Genomic DNA, 19,199 nt, shown 5'->3' on the forward strand with positions numbered 1-19,199 from the left:
GACGAGGTCGGCCTGAGGCAAGCATGCAGGTAAAACGACCATGCTTGCCTCACATCGCCGTCTGGGGCTATCGTTCGAATGAACTCAGTCGGACAGTTGTCCAGCAAAGAAGCGGAGAGTTGGCATGGGCCTGTTGAACGATCGCCAGAGTCAACTGCTCATCGACGGCAAGCTCCTGGCGGGCAGCGGAGGCACGTTCCCGACGATCAATCCGGCCACCGAAGAGGTACTCGGCGTCGCCGCTGATGCGACCACCGACGACATGGGTCACGCGATCGAGGCGGCCCGCCGTGCGTTCGACGACACCGACTGGTCTACCAACACCGAGTTGCGGGTGCGATGCGTGCGCCAGCTGCAGGATGCGCTGCGCGAGCACATTGAAGAATTGCGGGAACTGACGATTTCCGAGGTGGGCGCGCCGGTGATGCTGACGTCGATGGCTCAGCTGGAAGGCCCGGTCGCCGACCTGAGTTTCTGCGCGGACACCGCCGAGTCGTATCAGTGGACCACCGACTTCGGAATCGCCGAACCAATGGGCATCAAGACGCACCGCACGGTCGCCCGTGAGGCCGTCGGCGTCGTCGGCGCGATCACCCCGTGGAACTTTCCGCACCAGATCAATCTGGCCAAGCTCGGCCCGGCGCTGGCGGCGGGCAACACCGTCGTGCTCAAGCCTGCGCCGGACACGCCGTGGTGCGCGGCCATCCTCGGCGAGCTCATCATCGAGCACACCGACATCCCGCCCGGCGTGCTCAACATCGTCACCTCCAGCGACCACGGCGTCGGCGCGGTGTTGTCGAAAGACCCACGGGTGGACATGGTTTCGTTCACCGGATCGACGGCGACGGGACGCGCGGTGATGGCCGACGGGGCCGCCACGCTCAAGAAGGTCTTCCTCGAACTCGGGGGCAAGTCGGCGTTTCTCGTACTCGACGATGCGGATCTGTCGGGCGCCTGCTCGATGTCCGCGTTCACTGCCTCGATGCACGCCGGACAGGGCTGCGCGATCACCACCCGACTGGTGGTGCCCCGTGCCCGCTACGACGAAGCCGTCGAGGCCGCGGCGGCGACGATGGCGTCGCTCAAGCCCGGCGACCCGAATGACGCAGGCACGATCTGCGGTCCGCTGATCTCGGCGCGGCAACGGGATCGTGTTCAGGGCTACCTGGATTCGGCCGTCGACGAGGGCGGCAAGTTCGCTTGCGGCGGCGGTCGTCCCGCGGACCGCGACACCGGCTTCTTCATCGAGCCGACCGTCATTGCGGGGCTTGACAACAACGCGAAGGTCGCGCGTGAGGAGATCTTCGGGCCGGTGCTGACCGTGATCGCACACGACGGCGACGACGACGCCGTGCGCATCGCCAACGATTCGCCGTACGGGCTGTCGGGCACGGTGTTCTCAGCCGATCCCGGGCGTGCCGCGGGAATCGCCGCGCGGATGCGTGTCGGCACCGTCAACGTCAACGGCGGTGTGTGGTACTCGGCCGACATGCCGTTCGGCGGATACAAGCAGTCCGGCATCGGCCGGGAGATGGGCCTCGCCGGTTTCGAGGAGTACCTGGAAACCAAAGCCATTGCCACAGCAGCCAATTGACCGGCGAGTGTCGGGTTAAGACACGCTTCTTCGTGAGAACCGTGACACAACCCAACACTCGGCAGTGAGGAAGGAACAGGATGGGTCAGTTCGACGAGAAGGTCGCGATCGTCACCGGATCCGGTGGCGGCATCGGCCAGGCCTACGCCGAGGCGCTGGCCCGCGAGGGCGCCGCGGTGGTGGTGGCCGACATCAACGCCGAGGGTGCCGACCGTGTCGCCAAGCAGATCGTGGCCGACGGGGGCACCGCGATCAGCGTGCCGGTCGACGTATCGGACATCGACTCGGCCAAGGCGATGGCAGACCGGACGCTGGCAGAGTTCGGCGGCATCGACTACCTGGTCAACAACGCGGCGATCTTCGGTGGCATGAAGCTCGACCTGCTTCTGACCGTCGACTGGGACTACTACAAGAAGTTCATGAGCGTGAACCTCGACGGCGCGCTGGTCTGCACGCGGGCGGTGTACCGCAAGATGGCCAAGCGGGGTGGCGGCGCCATCGTCAACCAGTCGTCCACCGCGGCGTGGATGTACGCCAACTTCTATGGCCTGGCCAAAGTCGGCATCAACGGCCTGACCCAGCAGCTGTCGCGCGAGTTGGGCGGCATGAACATCCGGATCAACGCGATCGCGCCCGGGCCGATCGACACCGAGGCCAACCGGACCACCACGCCGCAGGAGATGGTCGCCGACATCGTGAAGGGTATTCCGTTGTCCCGCATGGGCGAACCGGAGGACGTGGTCGGCATGTGCCTGTTCCTGCTCTCAGATCAAGCGAAGTGGATCACCGGCCAGATCTTCAACGTCGACGGCGGCCAGATCATCCGCTCTTGACGTCCTCCTCGGACTGAAGTCCGGGGATTCCAACCCATTATCCCAGCGACTTATGCGGCAGGAGTAGCGAGTTGAGGTTCACGGTTCGCAGACCGCCCAGCGGCGAGGTCTCCCCGTGCTGTCACCGCCCGTCCGGCGGCGATGTGGTTCAATCCGCGCTTTTGCGAAACACGCACACCGGGCTGCTCGGCAGTTCCGCGCGCAGTGCGGGTCATCGCCCGCACGTCAAGGGCCTCGATCCTGATCGTGTCGAAACGGCGCGCGATGTCAGTTGTGACCTTTTCGACCCAGTCCTTTCGCCGGTCGGCCTCACGCGCTTTCAGCTTCGCGACCGCCTGTTTCGTTCGTGCGCGCCGGTTGGAACCCCGTTGGCAGCGCGCGAGCCGCTGCTGCAACACCTTCAGCCGCTTGGCCTCACCCCCGGTAAGACCAGGGACATGCAGCAGCTCACCGGTGGACAGCGCCGCCGATACGGCCGCGCCGCGGTCGATGCCGACCACACTGCAGTCGTCCGGACCGGGGATCGGGTGGGGGATGTGGACGAAGGCGACATGTCAGCGCCCGGACCGATCGCGGGTGACCCGGTAAGACTTGACACCATCGGGCACCGGCCGCGACAGGCGAAATCGCACCCATCCCACCTTGGGCACCCATACCCGACCGACGCGGCGGTTCAACCGCTCAACGTGATGTGGTTTTACCGCGACTTGCCGAAACCCTTCGTGCACGCTGGCCTTGCGCCACGTCGGGCGTCGGCACCGCTCAGGATGGGGTACCTCTACGGGCTGAAGTCCCGGATTTCCAGCCGAAGGAGCGATCATGAGTGAGCACGCGATGCTTGGCTACGTCGGCCTCGGGAACATGGGCACCCCGATGGCTAAGCGACTTGTCGACTGGCCCGGCGGGGTAACGGTTTTCGACGTCCGCGCCGAAGCGATGACGCCGCTGGCCGAAGCGGGCGCCACGTTGGCGGACAGTGTGGCCGACGTGGCCGCTGCCGACATCATCAGCGTCACTGTGCTCAACGACGAACAGGTTCGCGAGGTAGTCGGTGAATTGGCGGGCCACGCCAAGCCGGGCACCGTGATCGCCATCCACTCGACGATCAGCCCCGACACGGCCGTCGAGCTCGCCGAAGAGCTGGCGCCGCGAGGCATCCACATCGTCGACGCGCCGGTCAGCGGCGGCGGTGGTGCCGCGGAAAACGGCGAACTGGCCGTCATGGTGGGCGCCGAGCGCGACGTGTACGAGCGCATCAAGCCGGCATTCAAACAATTCGCCTCGATGGTGGTGCACGCCGGGGAGCCTGGCGCGGGAACGCGAATGAAGTTGGCGCGCAACATGTTGACGTTCACCTCCTATGCTGCGGCTTGCGAGGCAATGAAGCTTGCCGAACAGGCCGGTATCAACCTCCAGCAACTGGGCCGGGTCGTGCGGCACACCGACGCGCAGAGCGGCGGACCGGGCGCTGTCATCGTCCGGGAGAACATGGAGCCATTGGAGCCTGACAACTTTCTCTTCGGACCACTGGGCCATGCAGCCCGGCTCGGCGAGAAGGACCTAAGCCTTGCGCTGGCACTAGGAGAGGCTCTTGGTGTCGAGTTGCCTCTGGCGGAGATCGCGCAGAAGAACCTGGCGGCGGGGTTGGGCGTGCCGCACACGAAGGAGTGACGATGGACGAGTTGCGGCGCAAGGGCCTCGCGAAGATGAACGAGGTCTACGCCTGGGAGATGCCGAACATGGAAGGGGACGAGTACTTCGACCTGACCGTCGATCACCTCTTCGGCAGCATCTGGACCAGGCCAGGACTCTCGATGCGCGACAAGCGCCTGATGACGCTGACGGTGGTCACCGCGCTTGGGTTGCAGGATCTGTGCGAGGTCCAGGTCAACGCCGCCTTACAGAACGAGGAGTTGACCGAGGACGAGTTGAAGGAGATGGCCGTCTTCCTCACCCATTACGTCGGCTTCCCGCTCGGCTCCGGCCTCAACGGCGTCCTCGGACGCGTCGTCGCCAAGCGCAAGAAGGCCGAGGAGAAGGGCAGTGGCCGTGACACGGCCGAAGTAAGGCGAGCCAACGTCAACGACGCGGTCAAGATGCATACCGGCAAGACCCTCGATGACAAGTAGGTACGCCGCCCTCCCGAGGGACCAGCTCGCGACGCTGGTCCCCGAGCTGCTGCTGATCGGTCAGATGATCGACCGCTCCGGAATGGCGTGGTGCATCCAGAATTTCGGCCGCGAGGAGATGCTGCAGATCGCGATCGAGGAGTGGATGGGGTGCAGCCCGATCTACACCAAGCGGATGCAGAAGGCCCTGCGGTACGAGGGCAATGATGTCATCACGATCTTCAAGGGCCTACAACTCGATATCGGTGCGCCACCGCAGTTCATGGACTTCCGCTACACGGTGCAGGACCGCTGGCACGGCGAGTTTCACCTCGACCACTGCGGCGCGCTGCTCGACGTCGAACCGATGGGTGAGGACTATGTCCGCGGCATGTGCCACGACATCGAGGACCCGACGTTCGACGCCACCGCTGTCGCCACCAATCGCAAGGCGCAGATCCGGCCGATTCACCGGCCGCCGCGCGTGCCTGACGACCGCCACCCGCACTGCGCGTGGACCGTGATCATCGACGAGTCGTATCCGCCGGTGGAGGACCATCCCGTTCTTGACGTGATACGCCGAACCCGTGCCGCCAGAACCGAACTCGACCCGATCGACTCATCCGAGGAGGGGCAATCAGACTACTCGGGTGCGTTGGTCTCCGATTTCGATTTCGGTGCGTTCTCGCATTCCGCGCTGGTGCGCATCGCCGACGAGGTCTGCCTGCAGATGCAGCTGCTGAACCTGTCCTTCGTCATCGCCGTGGGCAAGCGGGCGGGGACGAATACCGTACTGGCGAAGGAGATCTGCACCAAGCAGCTGATCGGCTTGGCGGGCATCGCCGCCGGACGCCTCCATCGCGCGCTCGACCTGCCGGGCGGTGTCGAAGGCGCCGTGCGGGCACTCGAGTTGCATCCGCTGTTCAATCCCGTGGCCTATGTGTCGGCCGAGTTCGGCCCGGACACCGTGCATGCGCACCGGTCGCCGGCGCATGAGGACGGGGCGTGGATATCGTTGGTCAGCCCCGCCGAGATCCGGCCCCTACAGGCGATCGTCGCGGGCGTCGACCCGCATCTCGACGTGGACGTTACGGGATCCGAGACCGATTGGATCGCGCGCGTTGTCGAGACCGAAACGGCGACAAAGGAATTCCCGGAGGTGTCGGTCGCGAAGGTCAGCGGCGGTGCGACGTTCGTGTTCGAGCCGAGGAAGTCACTGCCGTTGACGGTGCTATGACCGCCGCTCCGACCCAGCGCCGGAGATAGTCGCGCAGTTCGTCGCCCTTGCGGGGCGGCCGCCCCGGGTCGATCACGAACGACTGGATGATCCGCAGCAGGTGTTCGGCCAGCTCGTCGAGGTCGGCGTCGGTGAATCCCAAGCCCGCCCAGTCGACATCCATGCGCCGCAGCATCGAGTTGGCGAACTGCAGTGCGACGTCCGACGTCACGGTCTGGCTGAATGCGCTGGCCCGCCCGGGCGTCAACAGCAGGCCGATGTGCTTGTCCTTGTGGAACCACTCCAACGCTGTCGCGATGCCTTCGGCCACCGCCTCCACGGGGTCGGTAACGCCGTGCAGATGCGCGGCCAGTCGGTCCAGAAAGCCGGTGGCCGCACGTTGCGCGGACGCCTGCAGCAGGGCGTCGGTGCTGGAGAAGTACCGGTACACCGTCTGGCGGGTGACGCCCAATGTGCGGGCGACATCGGCGATGGAGAAGTCGGCGCCGCGGGCGTCGATCGCCTTGCCGGCCGCGTCGAGGATCCGCGCGATCGCTTCGTCGTCGGTTGCGGGTGTCGAACCGGACCAGCCGTGGGTGCGCACGACCGAATGGTACGTCAGCCAGCCCGTTCAGCCTCTGTAGCAGACCTGCAGATCCTTGACGCCGTTGATCCAGCCCGACCGAAGCCGTTGCGGCTCGGACAGTTTGGCGATGTTCGGGATTTGGTCGGCGATCTCGTTGAAGATCAGCTTGATCTCCATGCGCGCCAGGTTGGCGCCGATGCAGTAGTGGGCGCCGTTGCCGCCGAAGCCAAGGTGCGGGTTCGGGTCGCGCTGGATATCGAATCGGAAGGGGGACTCGAAGACCGCGTCGTCGTAGTTGGCCGAACTGTAGAACAGCCCGGCGCGCTGACCCTCGCGGATCGCGACTCCACCAAGCTCGGTGTCCGCCAACGCCGTTCGCTGGAAGCAGTGCACGGGCGTGGCCCAGCGAACGATCTCGTCGGCCGTCGTCTCTGGCCGCTCACGCTTGAACAACTCCCACTGGTCGGGGTTGTCGAAGAACGCGTTCATGCCGTGCGTCATGGCGTTGCGGGTGGTCTCGTTGCCTGCGACGGCGAGCAGGATCACGAAGAACGCGAACTCCACGTCCTCCATGGATTCGCCGTCGATATCGGCCTGGACCAGGCGGGTGACGATATCGTCGGCCGGGCAACGGCGGCGCTCCTCGGCCATGGTGTAGGCGTAGCCCATCAACTCGGCGTTGGCGGCCGCATAGTCTGAAGCGAAGTCGGGATCGTCGGTGTTCATGATCGAGTTCGTCCAGTGGAACAACTTCTCCCGATCCGCCTCGGGCACTCCGATCAGATCGGCGATCGCCAACAGCGGCAGCCCCATTGCGATGTCGTCGACGAAGTTACCGCTGTCCTTTTCTTTTGCCGCGCGGACGATTTCGCGCGCCGCGACGGCCAGCTTCTGCTCCAAAGTCGACACGGCCCGCGGGGTGAACAAGCGCGACACCAACTTGCGCAGCCGCGTGTGTTCAGGCGCGTCGTGGTTGATCAGCAGCGCCTTGGTCAGCTCCAGCTGGTCGGGTGTTGTGCCGTCGGGCAGCCGCATGACCACGCCCTTGCGGTTCGTGGACCACAGGTCGCCGTCGCGTGAAATCGCCTTGATGTCCTCGTGGCGGCTGATCACCCAGTAGCCGCCGTCGCTGAAGATCGATTCGGGTTGCTCGCTCCACCACACCGGAGCGGTCTTGCGCAGCTCTGCGAACTCGGTGACGGGAATGCCCTTGACCAAGACGTCGGGGTCGGTGAAGTCGTATCGAGGTCCGAACGGACATGTGGTCTGCGTCATACCTTGACCATACACTGCGATGTCAAGTGTATGGCCAAGCTCAAGCCTGCGGATACGGCGCGAAACGCTTGTTGAAGCCGCTCTTGCGAAGCGCCAGCTGCGCTTCCCGCTCCGCCGGCGTGACGAATTGGTCCGCCGGAATGATCGAGCCGAGTTGGTCGATCGACACCACCTGCGAACTCACCGTCGGGCTGGCCGTCGAACTCGAGTCGAAATGCTGGAAACGGATCGAGATCGTGCCCTGGTTCAACCCACCGGTGGACACCCAGTTGGCCACCTCGGGATCGGTCGGGGAGACCACGATCGTGTACGTCCCGTCGGCATTGGCGATGGCCTGGGCGTTGTTCAGGCTGGTCTGCTCGTCCCAGTAGTTGTCGGTGATCGTCCAGTCATTGGTCACCGGAACGCTGAAGTAGTCGGCATTTCCGGGGTCGATCGTCAGTACCAGTGCCTGCTGATCGGTCAACTGGAAGTACCCCACGCTTTGTAACTGCGTGGCGAGGAATGCCGCGTTGTGGGCCGGGTCGGTGAACTCATTGGGCGGCCGCAGCTGGCCGGTCTCGCTGTCGGTCGTGGCCAGTGCCATGTAATCCGGCACCTGCGGACCGATCAGCGTCACTGCCGCCGCTTCGATGGCCATCAGCAGCGGCGGCGACGACGCGAAGGCAGGGATGACCGAAACGAGGGACAGCAGTAGCGGATTGCCCGACACCAGCGGCCCGATCAACGGGATGTCCAACCCGCCGATCTGACTGAAGAAGCTGTCCGGCGGCCCGCCGACCCGTTCGACCGACAGGCTCATCGGATCCTGCGCGTTCCAGTCGGACAACGTATTGCGGGCAAGAATAAGCGTTGCGCCCGAGGGCAATTGGAGATGGTTTTCGCCGGGCACGCCGGGGCTGGAATCCAGCGTGATCGTGAACATACCGTCGGGCGCGACGATCAGATCCTTGCCGTTGAGATTCGCCGCCGTCGCCCCGTTGAGGCCAGTGAGCACACTGAAGTTGGTGTCGGCCGGGATGGCGCCCGCGAAGCGGCCGGTGATCACATACGACGAGGCGTTGTTGACCGGGATGAACCGATAGATCGTGTCGGGGTTGTCGTAGACGATGCGTGTGCCGCCGACGGTCTGCCCGTACCACGTGTGCGGTGGCATGACCTGCTGCAGAACCTTGGGATTGTTGGGATCGAGCAGCAGCACCTCCATCGCCGCCTGACGGACGTACTCGTCAAGGGCCTTGTCGAGCTGCGCGAGATTTTCTTCGTCGGGGCCGCCGACCAACGCGAACTGCTGCTGCGCGGCGGCCAGCCACCTTGCCCTCAACACTTGCTTGGCCAGCCAGACGATGGGGTTGTTGACGACCTGGTCGACCAGTTGCTCGGCGGCGAGCTGATCGGCGGTTGCCAGCGGACTGGTTGACGTCGCGCTGAGTGGGTTCACCAGGACTGTCACCCGCGTGGTCGCGGTGGAGCCGGCGTCGGGGGCAAGCAGGGTGTTCAGCCCGTGGATGTGGAACGGATTGCCGGGCACGTCGCTCGCGCTGACCGTGAAGGTGTCGGTGCCCCCGGCCGACGCCAGCGTGGCATTGGGGGTGTAGGTGAACGTGCCGTCCGCCTTGACCGCAACGGTGCCGCGCTGGGGCGCCGAGGTGACGGTGTAGGTCAACGTGTCCCCGTCGGCATCGCTCGCGTGCAGGTCGCCGCTGACCACCCCATCCACGGCTTGGCTGTTCTCTGTCGACTTGTACGCCATCGTCGGGGTCTGGTTGAACAGCGTGTATTCGACCTCGCGCCGCACCCAGCCCAGCACGGCCCACAGTGTGGGAGCTCCGGGAGGTGCCACCGGGTTGCTGCTCGCCTGCGGGCCGAGCCCAACCCAGGACAACAAACTGGAGACCAACCCGGTGACGATGCCGACAGGCGGGGGCGGCGTGCTGATCGACGGCGAAACCGGTTGAACCGGAGCCGAAGTCGTTTGGACTTGCATCCGCATCGTCGGCTCTGGTGACGAATTGGCGTGTGTTCCTGGACTTTCCGGCTCGGCCTCGGTGGTGGCCACCGTCCGGGTAACGGTTGTCTCGGACTTCAGCGCCGGTTTGCGATGTGGTGCGGTCGACGGTTGCTCACTGGTGTCGGACTTGTGCGAGGCCCCTTTCGGTTTCTCGCCTGTGACGGTGGTGTTGGCGCCGCCGGACGCCTGCACGACGCCCGATGGCGGATCGTCAGTCGATTCGGTCGTCGACGAACCTGCCGGCGTTTCCGGGGAGTTTGACGACGACGTTGTCGACGGCGTGGACGTCGACTCTGATGTGGAAGCCGCGGCCGGGCCCGCCTCAGCCGACGAGTCCGTCTGCGCCGATGTGCCCGTATCGGCCAGCGCGATCCCTGGGCTGTTGGCGATTGCCGCACCGAGTCCCATTGCGACCGCGAGTGCACCCACCCGGCCGATGTATTTGGCGCAGCCCGCGTCGGGCGCTCGATGAGACAAAAACCCCGACATGTCTTATGCCTACGACAATGAGCGTTATATGTCAATGATCGTGCCGGACCGCCCCGCGCAGCGACCCGCGGATAGGGTTGGCACTTGTGCGCGTCCTGGTTATCGGATCCGGAGCCCGTGAACATGCAATGCTGCTGGCGTTGCACCGAGACCCGGAGGTCGAGGAGTTAGCCGTCGCACCGGGTAACGCGGGAACGGCGATCATCGCCGATCAATACGACGTCGACATCACCTCGGGTGAGGCTGTCGCGCAGCTGGCCAAACGCATCGGCGCCGACCTCGTGGTCGTCGGGCCCGAGGTGCCGCTGGTGCTCGGCGTGGCCGACGCCGTGCGTGACGCCGGCATCGCCTGCTTCGGGCCGACGAAGGACGCGGCGCGTATCGAAGGGTCGAAGTCGTTCGCCAAGGACGTGATGGCCGCGGCGGGTGTGCGAACCGCGACGAGCGAGATCGTCGACAACCCGGCGCACCTGGACGCGGCGCTCGACCGGTTCGGGCCGCCAGCCGGCGATCCGGCCTGGGTGGTCAAGGACGACGGCTTGGCCGCTGGCAAGGGTGTGGTGGTGACCGCCGACCGCGACGCGGCACGGGCACATGCCGCCAGCCTGCTCGACGCCGGCCATCCGGTGCTGCTCGAATCGTTCCTCGACGGGCCCGAGGTGTCGCTGTTCAGCATCGTCGACGGCGAAACGGTCGTGCCCCTGCTGGCTGCGCAGGATTTCAAGCGCGTCGGCGACAACGACACCGGACCCAATACGGGAGGCATGGGCGCCTATGCGCCGCTGCCGTGGCTGCCCGACGAGGTGGCCACCAAAATCGTCGACGAGATCATCAAACCCGTTGCCGCCGAACTGGTTAAGCGAGGCAGCTCCTTTTCGGGCCTGCTCTACGCCGGGCTGGCGATCACCTCGCGAGGTCCGGCGGTCGTCGAATTCAATTGCCGTTTCGGCGATCCCGAGACGCAGTCAGTGCTGGCACTGCTGGAAACCCCACTCGGGCAGCTGCTGCGCGCCGCCGCGACCGGTGAGCTGGCCGGGCAGCCGGCGCTGCAATGGCGCGACGGCGCCGCGGTGACGGTGGTGCTTGCCGCGGAGAACTATCCGGGCCGGCCGCGGGTGGGCGACGTCATCCACGGCGCCGAAGCCGACGGCGTGCTTCACGCCGGTACCGCACGCCGCGACGACGGCGCGGTCGTATCGTCGGGCGGCAGGGTGCTGTCCGTCGTCGGCACGGGTCAAGACCTAACGGCCGCACGGGAGGCCGCCTACACGCTGATGAAGTCGATCCGCTTGCCCGGCAGCCATTTTCGCAGCGACATTGGGCTGTCAGCGGCCGAGGGGCGCATCAAGCTCTAGGTCCGGCGGGCAGGAGCGGTGGGGGCGCCTCCCGCGCGAAGCGCAGGGGGACGACTCGGGGATCTACCCCGTCAGCAGCGGAGCCATCCAGGCGATCTCGGCAGGCAGCTGCGAACTCCAGAACGCGCCGTCGTGGCCGCCGGGGGAGAAGCCGCCGGCGGGCGGGTTGGGCAGTTGGCCGATGAACTGCTTGGTCGCCGAATAGAACGGATCGCTGTTGCCGCAATCGATTCGGATCGGAATGGACGCCAGTTGGGGCAGTCCCCAGACGGAGTTGGCGGCGTAGTCGTCTGCGCCGTCGAATGCGCCGGGAGCAGCCCCGCCGGACGACGTCCACAGTGCCGGACTCACCGCGCAGATCGCCGCGGTGCGGGCGGGACCAAGGCGGGCGCCGAGCAGCAGAGCCCCATAGCCGCCCATCGACCATCCGAGAAACCCCACGCGTGACGTGTCCAATCCCTGCGAGCCAAGCATCGGGATCAATTCGTTGAGCACCATGGCGCCAGAGTCCTCACCGGACGCGCGCTTGTGCCAGTAGCCTCCGCCGCCGTCGACGGCAACGACGGCGAACGGCGGAATGCCTGCGCCGACGGCTTGCGCCAACCCGTTCTCCACGCCGCCGGCCATGACGCCCGCAGCATCCTGACCCTTGCCGTGCAGCGCGATGACTGGATGCAGAGGGGCGGTTTGACCCGGCGGCCGGGCGATCGCCCAATTCGTTGTGACGCCGCCGCGCGCCGCGGACACGAACGAGCCCTCGATGTATGTCGGTGTCGCCGCTGCCGGCGGGGGTTCAAGTGGCGGGGGCGGAGCCAGCGGCGCGCCGGCACTCGTCATCGCCACCGACGGGCTGGCAGTGCTTGGCTCGCGCAGCGACGTGCCGAGCGCGAAAGCGCCGGCGGCCCCTGCGGCCGCGCCGACACCGAGACGCAGAATCGCGCGGCGGGTCAGTTCGGGCATGCCGGCCATCATGCCATCGGCCGCTTGCCCGCCTGTCGTCGACTTGTCTGAGTAAAGCCTGATGATTGGCCGAAAGCGCGATGCCGCAACCCCGTGACTGGCAGAGTGCTAGACGTGACGGCAGCAGTCACTCCCAAGGGAGAACGTCGGCGGTATGCGCTGGTCAGCGCGGCCGCTGATCTCCTGTGCGAAGGCGGGTTCGATGCCGTGCGGCACCGCGCAGTTGCCCGTCGTGCCGGGCTGCCGCTGGCGTCGACGACGTACTACTTCTCCTCGCTCGAGGACCTGACCGCAAAGGCCGTCGAGCATGCGGGCGCGCGCGAGGCCGAGCAGCTGCGCGCGCGGGTGGCCGCGCTGTCGCGCCGGCGCAGGGGTGCAGAGTCCACGGCCGACGTCTTGGTCGACCTGTTGGTCGGTGAGGCGACCGGGCTGCGCGTCACCGAGCAGTTGATCTCGCGCTACGAGCGCTACATCGCGTGTGCGCGCCAGCCGGGGCTGCGCGATATCGAGCGGCGCATTCTGCAGCAGCGCACCGACGCGGTGGTCGAGGTCGTCGAGCGGTCCGGCCGTTCGGTGCGCGCCGAACTGCTCACGGCGCTGGTCTGCGCGGTCGACGGTGCGGTAGTGGCCGCACTGGTCGGCGACGGCGACGGACCGCGGGCATCGGCCCGTGCGACGTTGATTGATGTGATCGACGTGCTCGCGCCCTTCGACGACAGCGTGGTGCGCGTCTAACTCGAAGGGTTCAACCGCCCAGCTGTCTACGGATCACGATGATCTCGCGCTGTGCCCTCTCGATCAGTGCCTGAACCTGTTCGAGGCGCGCAAGGACATCGTCGGAATCGGTTTGTTGTGCCGGGCGGCGCCGCGGTGTGGGTGCGAGATCGCCCGGCAGCGTCGGCGTGATGATGTAGCCCGACGCGAAGTCGCCGTAGGTCGTCACGTCGTCCGGCCGGTGAAACCGGTAGAGCGCGACGTAGGCACACATCACGGCGTCGACGGGATCCTCGTCCCTGTCGAGCTGCACCTGTCTCGTCGCGGCTGCGATCCTGTTTCGCAGCTCCACCCAGGCCACGTTGTGGTTCACGCGCAGCCGTGGCGTCGCCTTGTCGAGGCCTTCGATCAACGTCATCAACTGCAGGAGTTCGCGCCTGCGGTCCTCGACCTCACCCTTCTTGTACTTCAGGATCTTCGGGAGACGGAACAACGCCACCGTCGCCGGGTGCGGAAAGACCTCGATGGCCCGCCGCTTCGACCGGGACTCCGGGTCCATGTCCAGGTCCAGCCGACCGCAGAGCACCGCCGCGCGCGGCGGATCGAACAACGGGTTGGTCTTGTTGGCGGAATGGGCACCCGCATCGAACCGCGAGAAGTCCTTGCCCAACTCGATCTCCGCGATCCGGCGGCCTTCTACGTTGGGCACGATCAGCGGGGCGTCGATGGCAACCAGGCATTCGTCGCCGACGTAGGGAGCGATCGCGGCCTCGATGCTGGCGTCGTCATGCTCGGCACCGACGTGCAGCAGGCGGCCGCCAGAATCGATAACCGCGACGCCGGTGTGGTTTTTCTCGCCCCATGCAAGATCGAGTCCAACGAAGTACATAGGCCTAGCCTGCCGCACCCGCGCCGTAAGCTGTGTGTCTGTGACGATCCCTAATGTGCTGGCCAGCCGCTATGCCAGCGACGAGATGGTGGCGATCTGGTCGCCCGAGGCCAAGGTCGTCGCCGAACGCCGGCTGTGGTTGGCGGTGCTACGGGCGCAATCCGAATTGGGCATAGAGGGCGCAGTCGTGCCTTCCTCAGTTCTCGAAGACTACGAGCGGGTTTTGGACGACGTCGACCTGTCCTCGATCGCGGCGCGCGAGCGGGTGCTGCGTCACGACGTCAAGGCGCGCATCGAGGAGTTCAACGCGCTGGCCGGCCACGAGCATGTGCACAAGGGCATGACGAGCCGTGACCTCACCGAAAACGTTGAGCAGCTGCAGATCCGCCGATCGCTGGAGCTCGTTTTTGCGCATGGTGTGGCCGTCGTGGCGCGGCTTGCCGAGAAGGCGATCAGCTACCGCGACCTCACGATGGCGGGCCGCAGCCACAACGTCGCCGCGCAGGCCACCACGTTGGGCAAGCGCTTCGCGTCGGCTGCCGAGGAGTTGCTGCTTGCGCTGGAGCGACTTCGGGGGCTGATCGACCGATACCCGCTGCGCGGTATCAAGGGGCCGATGGGCACCGCACAGGACATGCTCGATCTGTTCGACGGCGACGTCTCGCGGCTCGCGGAGTTGGAGCGCCGGATCGCCGAATTCCTCGGCTTCACAGAGGTATTCACGTCCGTCGGTCAGGTCTATCCACGTTCGCTGGACCATGACGTGGTATCTGCGCTCGTTCAGGTCGGCGCCGGGCCGTCGTCGTTGGCGCACAGCATCCGGTTGATGGCAGGCCACGAGTTGGTGACCGAGGGTTTCGCGCCCGGGCAGGTCGGTTCGTCGGCGATGCCGCACAAGATGAACACGCGCTCGTGTGAGCGGGTCAACGGGTTGCAGGTCGTGCTGCGCGGATACGCGTCGATGGCGGCGGAGTTGGCGGGCGCGCAGTGGAACGAGGGCGACGTGTTCTGCTCGGTTGTGCGTCGCGTGGCGCTGCCCGACGCGTTCTTCGCTCTGGACGGTCAGATCGAGACGTTCCTGACGGTGCTCGACGAGTTCGGTGCCTACCCGGCGGTGATTCAGCGTGAACTCGACCGCTATCTGCCGTTCCTCGCCACGACGCGGATCCTGATCGCTGCGGTGCGGGCGGGGATGGGCCGCGAAGCGGCGCACGAGGTCATCAAGGAGCACGCCGTGGCGGTGGCGTTGGCGATGCGTGAGAAGGGCGTGGAGCCGGATCTGCTCGACCGGTTGGCCGCCGATCCGCGGCTGCCGCTGGATCGGCCGGCGTTGGATGCGGCTTTATCGGATAAGCAGGCATTCACGGGCGCGGCGGGTTCTCAGGTCGACCGCGTCGTCGACGCGGTGGACGAACTGGTGAGCCGCTACCCCGAGGCGGCGAAGTACACCTCGGGTGCGATCCTGTGACTTCGTTGTCGCAGATCGACTTCGCCGATCTCGACAACTTTGCTTCTGGCTTTCCGCATGACTTGTTCGCGGTGCATCGTCGTGAGGCGCCGGTGTACTGGCATGCGCCGACGGAGAACACTCCGGACGGTGAGGGTTTCTGGTCGGTGGCGTCGTATGCGGAAACCCTTGCGGTTTTTCGTGATCCACAGACGTACTCGTCGGTGACCGGCGGCTCGCGGCCGTGTGGTGGCACGCTGCTGCAGGATCTGTCGATCGCCGGTCAGGTGCTCAACATGATGGACGACCCGCGGCACTCGCAGATCCGTCGCTTGGTCAGTTCGGGCCTGACGCCACGGATGATCCGTCGCGTGGAGGACGATCTGCGTGCGCGGGCGCGGGGCTTGTTAGACGCCGTGGCGCCGGGGGAGCCCTTCGATTTCCTCGTCGACATCGCCGCCGAACTGCCGATGCAGATGATCTGCATCCTGTTGGGAGTGCCGGAGTCCGAACGACATTGGTTGTTCCACGCGATCGAGCCGCAGTTCGATTTCGGCGGCTCACGCAAGGCGGCCCTCGGGCAGATGACGGTCGAGGACGCCGGGTCGCGGATGTACTCCTATGGCCAGGAGTTGATCGCGTCGAAGCGTGTTTCGCCGACCGACGACATGCTGTCCGTCGTGGCCAACGCCACCGTCGAGGATGGCGATTTGTCCGCGTCCCTCCTTTCGGAATTGGAGCTCTATCTGTTCTTCAGCCTTCTGTTCAGTGCGGGCGCGGAGACGACCCGCAATGCCGTTGCTGGTGGACTGCTGGCGTTGGCCGAGAATCCGTCGCAGCTCGAGGCGCTGCGCTCCGATCTTGCGTTGCTGCCCACGGCCGTCGAGGAGATGGTGCGGTGGACGTCGCCGTCGCCGTCCAAACGGCGCACCGCCACGCGCGACGTCGAGTTGGGCGGATGCGCGATCGAGGCAGGCCAGAAGGTGCAGATCTGGGAGGGCTCGGCGAACCGAGACCCGGCGGTGTTCGCTGATGCTGATTCGTTCGACGTTGCGCGTAAACCCAATCCGCACTTGGGCTTTGGACAGGGTGTGCACTACTGCCTTGGTGCGAACTTGGCTCGGCTGGAGTTGCGGGTGCTGTACGAGGAGATGCTGAGCCGGTTTGCGTCGGTGCAGGTGGTCAAGCCGGTCGAGTGGACTCGTAGCAATCGTCATACCGGCATCCGCCATTTGGTGGTCGAGCTGCGGTCGTGAAGCCCGATGCGTTCGCGGCGGTCATGGCGACCGGCATCGTGTCTATCGCAGCGGCCGACCACGGGTATCGCGTCGTCAGCCAGATCCTTTTGGTTGTAGCGGCGGTCGCGCTGCCTGTACTTGTCGTCATGGTAGCCACGTCGTGGCGCCAAGAGTCTTGGGACATCACCGATCTCGACGTGGCGCTGGGGCTGTTCACATATGTGGCGGCGTGCGCGGTGCTCGCGGCACGACTGGCCGAGTATCACATTGCGCTACTAGTGCTCATGGGCATGGCGTTGCAGGGTTGGCTGTCGCTGGCGCCGGTGGTGGTTAGGCGGATGTGGCGCGACCGCGCGGGTCTGTGTGCGCGTGCGCATGGCGGCTGGGAGCTGGCGAGCGTTGCGATGTCCGGATTGGCCATCGTGTCAGCCGATTTGAAGATCGTCTTCCTTGCGATGCTGTTCTGGGCGTTGGCCATCTGCGTGTATCTGTTGATCACGGGACTGGTTGTCTGGCGGGCTGTGCACGACCCCTTGGCTCCGGAGTTGGCGCGGCCGGATATGTGGATACTCATGGGCGGCGCGGCGATCGCGACGCTCGCGGGTGATCACATCGACAAGGCTGGGCTCGAAGGCATTTGGCCGGTGACTGTGGTGACGTGGATCGTTGCGACGGCGTGGATTCCGCCGTTGGTTTACGTCGCGGTGCGACGACGTGTCGGCATCTCGTGGCCGGCGGTGTTCCCGCTGGGGATGTACTCGTCGGCGACGTTCGCGATGTTCGTCGAAACCCGTTGGCGGTGGTTCACGACTGTGTCGCTGGTGTTCTTGTGGATCGCGTTGGCGGCATGGGTGTGGGTCACCGCGACCCAATCGCGAACTTTATCTCGGCGATAACCCGCTCTGGATACTCGGTCAAGTCAAGCCATGTGAACCGCAATACCTGCCAGCCGAGCAGCGCGATCTTGTTCTGTCGTTCGCGGTCGTTTTGGAAGTCTTCCTGGCTGCTATGGAAGGCCCACCCGTCGGTCTCGATGGCGACCTTCTGCTTAGGGAAACCCACGTCGACCTTGTAACCGCCCACGGGGTAGTTGGTTTTCCATCCGGTGATGCCGTTCTCGCGAAGCAGTTTGACCAACAGCCGTTCGGCTTCCGAACGCGCACCGTCGGATGCGGCTTGCAACAGGCGCCTCGCGGCTGGTGAGCCGTGGCGGCCCTTGTTGCGTAGGTGCGCACGCCATAGTTGTTCCAGCTCGACACGGCGCTGCAGTGCGGAGTCCATCAGTTTGGCTCCGCCGCCACGCCGTACCGCGGCCTCGACGACCGTCAGTGGCAACGCCGTCACTCGTAACCAGTTGCGCTCGACGATGTCCTTCGGATCCAGATCCCGACGCCGCAGCCGGGTTCCTGGTCGTTTCGGATGGTGTGTCGTTCGAGGAACAGTGACTTCGACGACTTTGGGGGCGAATTTGGTGAGACCGTGCCACCACGCAGCAGCCAAGCCGCTAGCAGTCGCTTGTGTACCGAAAGCCCATACGGCAGCACGAACGCGTGCTGCCTCAGTAAACGGTCGATCGTCAACGAAATAAACGCCAGGCGAGCAGCGCTGCCAGTGGCCGTTTCGCTCTCGACGGTTCACTGCATGCCGGGACAGGCCACATCGTATGGCTTGAGCAAGCGTGATTACGCCGTCATTGCGACGCAAATAGTCATCGAGCACCCACAATGGATGGTCAGCGACCCCGAAACGGTTCCCCAGCCCGCGACTTCGGAGCATTCAGGAGCGGTCAGCGCTCCGAAACGCACACAAATCGCGGGCGGACGGGCGGGGCTGGGCGAGCTAGCGGCGGCGGCGGGCCCGGACGCCCGCGGCGCGCAGCTCCAACGCGGCCAGGCCGTGTATCGCTGTGGCGTCCTGCATCCGCCAGGCGCCTACCGGGTCGCCATGTATGGCCGCCAGCTTGGCCAGCGGCCGGTTGGCCAGCGCGCGCAGCGCGAGCAGCTGCTCACCCGCCGGCGTCGAAGCCAATGCCAGAGCCGTCCACTTCCGGCGGAAGAACCGCACCCGCAGGAACAGCCACGGCATTACGAGAGCGAGGATCGGCGGGGCCGCGACGGCCAGCGCCAGCAGCCACGCCAACCAGCTGGCCGTGGTGTCCAGGGTGTGGCCTGCGCCGGCGATCTCCCGCGCCGCATCACCGGCGGCCTCCAGCGGCTTGCTCAACGTGTCGCCGATCAGCGGCACCTTATGCGCGCCGTTGCCCGCCGAGTCGAGGTTGTGCGCGACGCCGTTGGCCCCGGTCTCGACCTGGTGACCGACATCAGCGATTTCGGAGATGGCCGCGTGAACGGCCATCCCGACCAGCACCCATAGCGTGGTCCAGGCGATCACCACGATGTCGCTGACCAGCTGTGCGACCAGTCGCGCCGGTGTGGTGGCATACGGCAGATAGCGGGAGCTCATGGACCGATGCTGCCCGATAGG

The 19,199-nt window shown here is 65.8% G+C and carries 18 protein-coding genes; 10 read left to right on the forward strand and 8 right to left on the reverse strand.

Features of this window, described 5'->3' with window-relative positions; genetic code table 11:
- Window positions 1-124 precede the first annotated feature (124 nt).
- Window positions 125-1,594, forward strand: coding sequence for an aldehyde dehydrogenase (locus tag VJV41_RS16475; protein ID WP_325335539.1), 1,470 nt, complete (start codon window positions 125-127; stop codon window positions 1,592-1,594).
- An 80-nt stretch (window positions 1,595-1,674) separates the two neighbouring features.
- The gene (locus VJV41_RS16480) at window positions 1,675-2,427 is read left to right on the forward strand and encodes an SDR family oxidoreductase (protein ID WP_325335541.1); all 753 of its coding nucleotides are present in this window, start codon (window positions 1,675-1,677) and stop codon (window positions 2,425-2,427) included.
- A gap of 50 nt (window positions 2,428-2,477) precedes the next feature.
- Here VJV41_RS16480 and VJV41_RS16485 read toward each other — a convergent pair whose 3' ends face one another.
- The gene (locus VJV41_RS16485) at window positions 2,478-2,963 is read right to left on the reverse strand and encodes a transposase (protein WP_414684978.1); all 486 of its coding nucleotides are present in this window, start codon (window positions 2,961-2,963) and stop codon (window positions 2,478-2,480) included.
- Window positions 2,964-3,246: 283 nt separating this feature from the next.
- Between VJV41_RS16485 and VJV41_RS16490 the strand changes: the two genes are divergently transcribed.
- Genes VJV41_RS16490 through VJV41_RS16500 form a run of 3 tightly spaced genes read left to right on the forward strand, consistent with a single transcriptional unit; the run spans window position 3,247 to window position 5,772 of the window.
- Entirely contained in the window at window positions 3,247-4,098 is an 852-nt protein-coding gene (locus VJV41_RS16490; RefSeq protein ID WP_325335545.1) for an NAD(P)-dependent oxidoreductase, read from the forward strand.
- 2 nt (window positions 4,099-4,100) lie between these two features.
- A complete protein-coding gene (locus VJV41_RS16495; protein ID WP_325335548.1) occupies window positions 4,101-4,556 on the forward strand; it encodes a carboxymuconolactone decarboxylase family protein in 456 nt (151 codons plus the stop codon).
- The gene (locus tag VJV41_RS16500; protein ID WP_325335550.1) at window positions 4,546-5,772 is read left to right on the forward strand and encodes a hypothetical protein; all 1,227 of its coding nucleotides are present in this window, start codon (window positions 4,546-4,548) and stop codon (window positions 5,770-5,772) included. Before VJV41_RS16495 ends, VJV41_RS16500 begins: the two co-directional genes overlap by 11 nt.
- On the opposite strand, the gene VJV41_RS16505 is transcribed toward VJV41_RS16500, so the two are convergent.
- The 3 genes from VJV41_RS16505 to VJV41_RS16515 are packed head-to-tail and all read right to left on the reverse strand — an operon-like array spanning window position 5,711 to window position 10,112.
- The gene (locus tag VJV41_RS16505; RefSeq protein ID WP_325335552.1) at window positions 5,711-6,355 is read right to left on the reverse strand and encodes a TetR/AcrR family transcriptional regulator; all 645 of its coding nucleotides are present in this window, start codon (window positions 6,353-6,355) and stop codon (window positions 5,711-5,713) included. The two genes, VJV41_RS16500 and VJV41_RS16505, sit on opposite strands and share 62 nt — an antisense overlap.
- A 27-nt stretch (window positions 6,356-6,382) precedes the next feature.
- Window positions 6,383-7,612: a cytochrome P450 gene (locus VJV41_RS16510; RefSeq protein ID WP_325335553.1), complete on the reverse strand. Its 1,230-nt coding sequence runs from the start codon at window positions 7,610-7,612 to the stop codon at window positions 6,383-6,385.
- Window positions 7,613-7,652: 40 nt separating this feature from the next.
- Window positions 7,653-10,112: an Ig-like domain-containing protein gene (locus VJV41_RS16515; RefSeq protein WP_325335554.1), complete on the reverse strand. Its 2,460-nt coding sequence runs from the start codon at window positions 10,110-10,112 to the stop codon at window positions 7,653-7,655.
- Window positions 10,113-10,198: 86 nt separating this feature from the next.
- Between VJV41_RS16515 and purD the strand changes: the two genes are divergently transcribed.
- Complete coding sequence (gene purD, locus VJV41_RS16520; protein ID WP_325335556.1) at window positions 10,199-11,467, forward strand: phosphoribosylamine--glycine ligase; 1,269 nt, start codon at window positions 10,199-10,201, stop codon at window positions 11,465-11,467.
- A gap of 63 nt (window positions 11,468-11,530) precedes the next feature.
- Here the strand turns inward: purD and VJV41_RS16525 are convergent, their stop codons facing one another.
- Entirely contained in the window at window positions 11,531-12,439 is a 909-nt protein-coding gene (locus VJV41_RS16525) for an alpha/beta hydrolase (protein ID WP_325335558.1), read from the reverse strand.
- A gap of 93 nt (window positions 12,440-12,532) precedes the next feature.
- Between VJV41_RS16525 and VJV41_RS16530 the strand changes: the two genes are divergently transcribed.
- On the forward strand, window positions 12,533-13,162 hold the full coding sequence (locus VJV41_RS16530; protein ID WP_325335663.1) for a TetR/AcrR family transcriptional regulator: 630 nt from the start codon (window positions 12,533-12,535) through the stop codon (window positions 13,160-13,162).
- A gap of 10 nt (window positions 13,163-13,172) precedes the next feature.
- Here VJV41_RS16530 and VJV41_RS16535 read toward each other — a convergent pair whose 3' ends face one another.
- Window positions 13,173-14,030 (reverse strand): DUF429 domain-containing protein, encoded by an 858-nt coding sequence (locus VJV41_RS16535; RefSeq protein ID WP_325335560.1) that lies wholly within the window; start codon window positions 14,028-14,030, stop codon window positions 13,173-13,175.
- Window positions 14,031-14,070: 40 nt separating this feature from the next.
- On the opposite strand from VJV41_RS16535, the gene purB reads away from it, so the two are divergent.
- From purB to VJV41_RS16550, 3 genes are read left to right on the forward strand one after another with little or no spacing between them, the layout of a single operon-like run.
- A complete protein-coding gene (gene purB, locus VJV41_RS16540) occupies window positions 14,071-15,498 on the forward strand; it encodes an adenylosuccinate lyase (protein ID WP_325335562.1) in 1,428 nt (475 codons plus the stop codon).
- Complete coding sequence (locus tag VJV41_RS16545) at window positions 15,495-16,733, forward strand: cytochrome P450 (RefSeq protein WP_325335563.1); 1,239 nt, start codon at window positions 15,495-15,497, stop codon at window positions 16,731-16,733. Before purB ends, VJV41_RS16545 begins: the two co-directional genes overlap by 4 nt.
- Window positions 16,730-17,611, forward strand: coding sequence for a tellurite resistance/C4-dicarboxylate transporter family protein (locus VJV41_RS16550; RefSeq protein ID WP_325335565.1), 882 nt, complete (start codon window positions 16,730-16,732; stop codon window positions 17,609-17,611). Before VJV41_RS16545 ends, VJV41_RS16550 begins: the two co-directional genes overlap by 4 nt.
- Here the strand turns inward: VJV41_RS16550 and VJV41_RS16555 are convergent.
- Both VJV41_RS16555 and VJV41_RS16560 read right to left on the reverse strand, forming a co-directional pair.
- Window positions 17,574-18,434 carry a DUF559 domain-containing protein gene (locus tag VJV41_RS16555; protein WP_325335567.1) on the reverse strand — a complete coding sequence of 287 codons (861 nt, stop codon included), beginning with the start codon at window positions 18,432-18,434 and terminating at the stop codon, window positions 17,574-17,576. The two genes, VJV41_RS16550 and VJV41_RS16555, sit on opposite strands and share 38 nt — an antisense overlap.
- Before the next feature lie 120 nt (window positions 18,435-18,554).
- Entirely contained in the window at window positions 18,555-19,178 is a 624-nt protein-coding gene (locus VJV41_RS16560; RefSeq protein WP_325335569.1) for a hypothetical protein, read from the reverse strand.
- Between the last annotated feature and the right edge of the window lie 21 nt (window positions 19,179-19,199).

The sequence above is a fragment of the Mycobacterium sp. genome, from assembly GCF_035274705.1.
In the GTDB taxonomy this organism is placed as follows: Bacteria; Actinomycetota; Actinomycetes; order Mycobacteriales; family Mycobacteriaceae; genus Mycobacterium.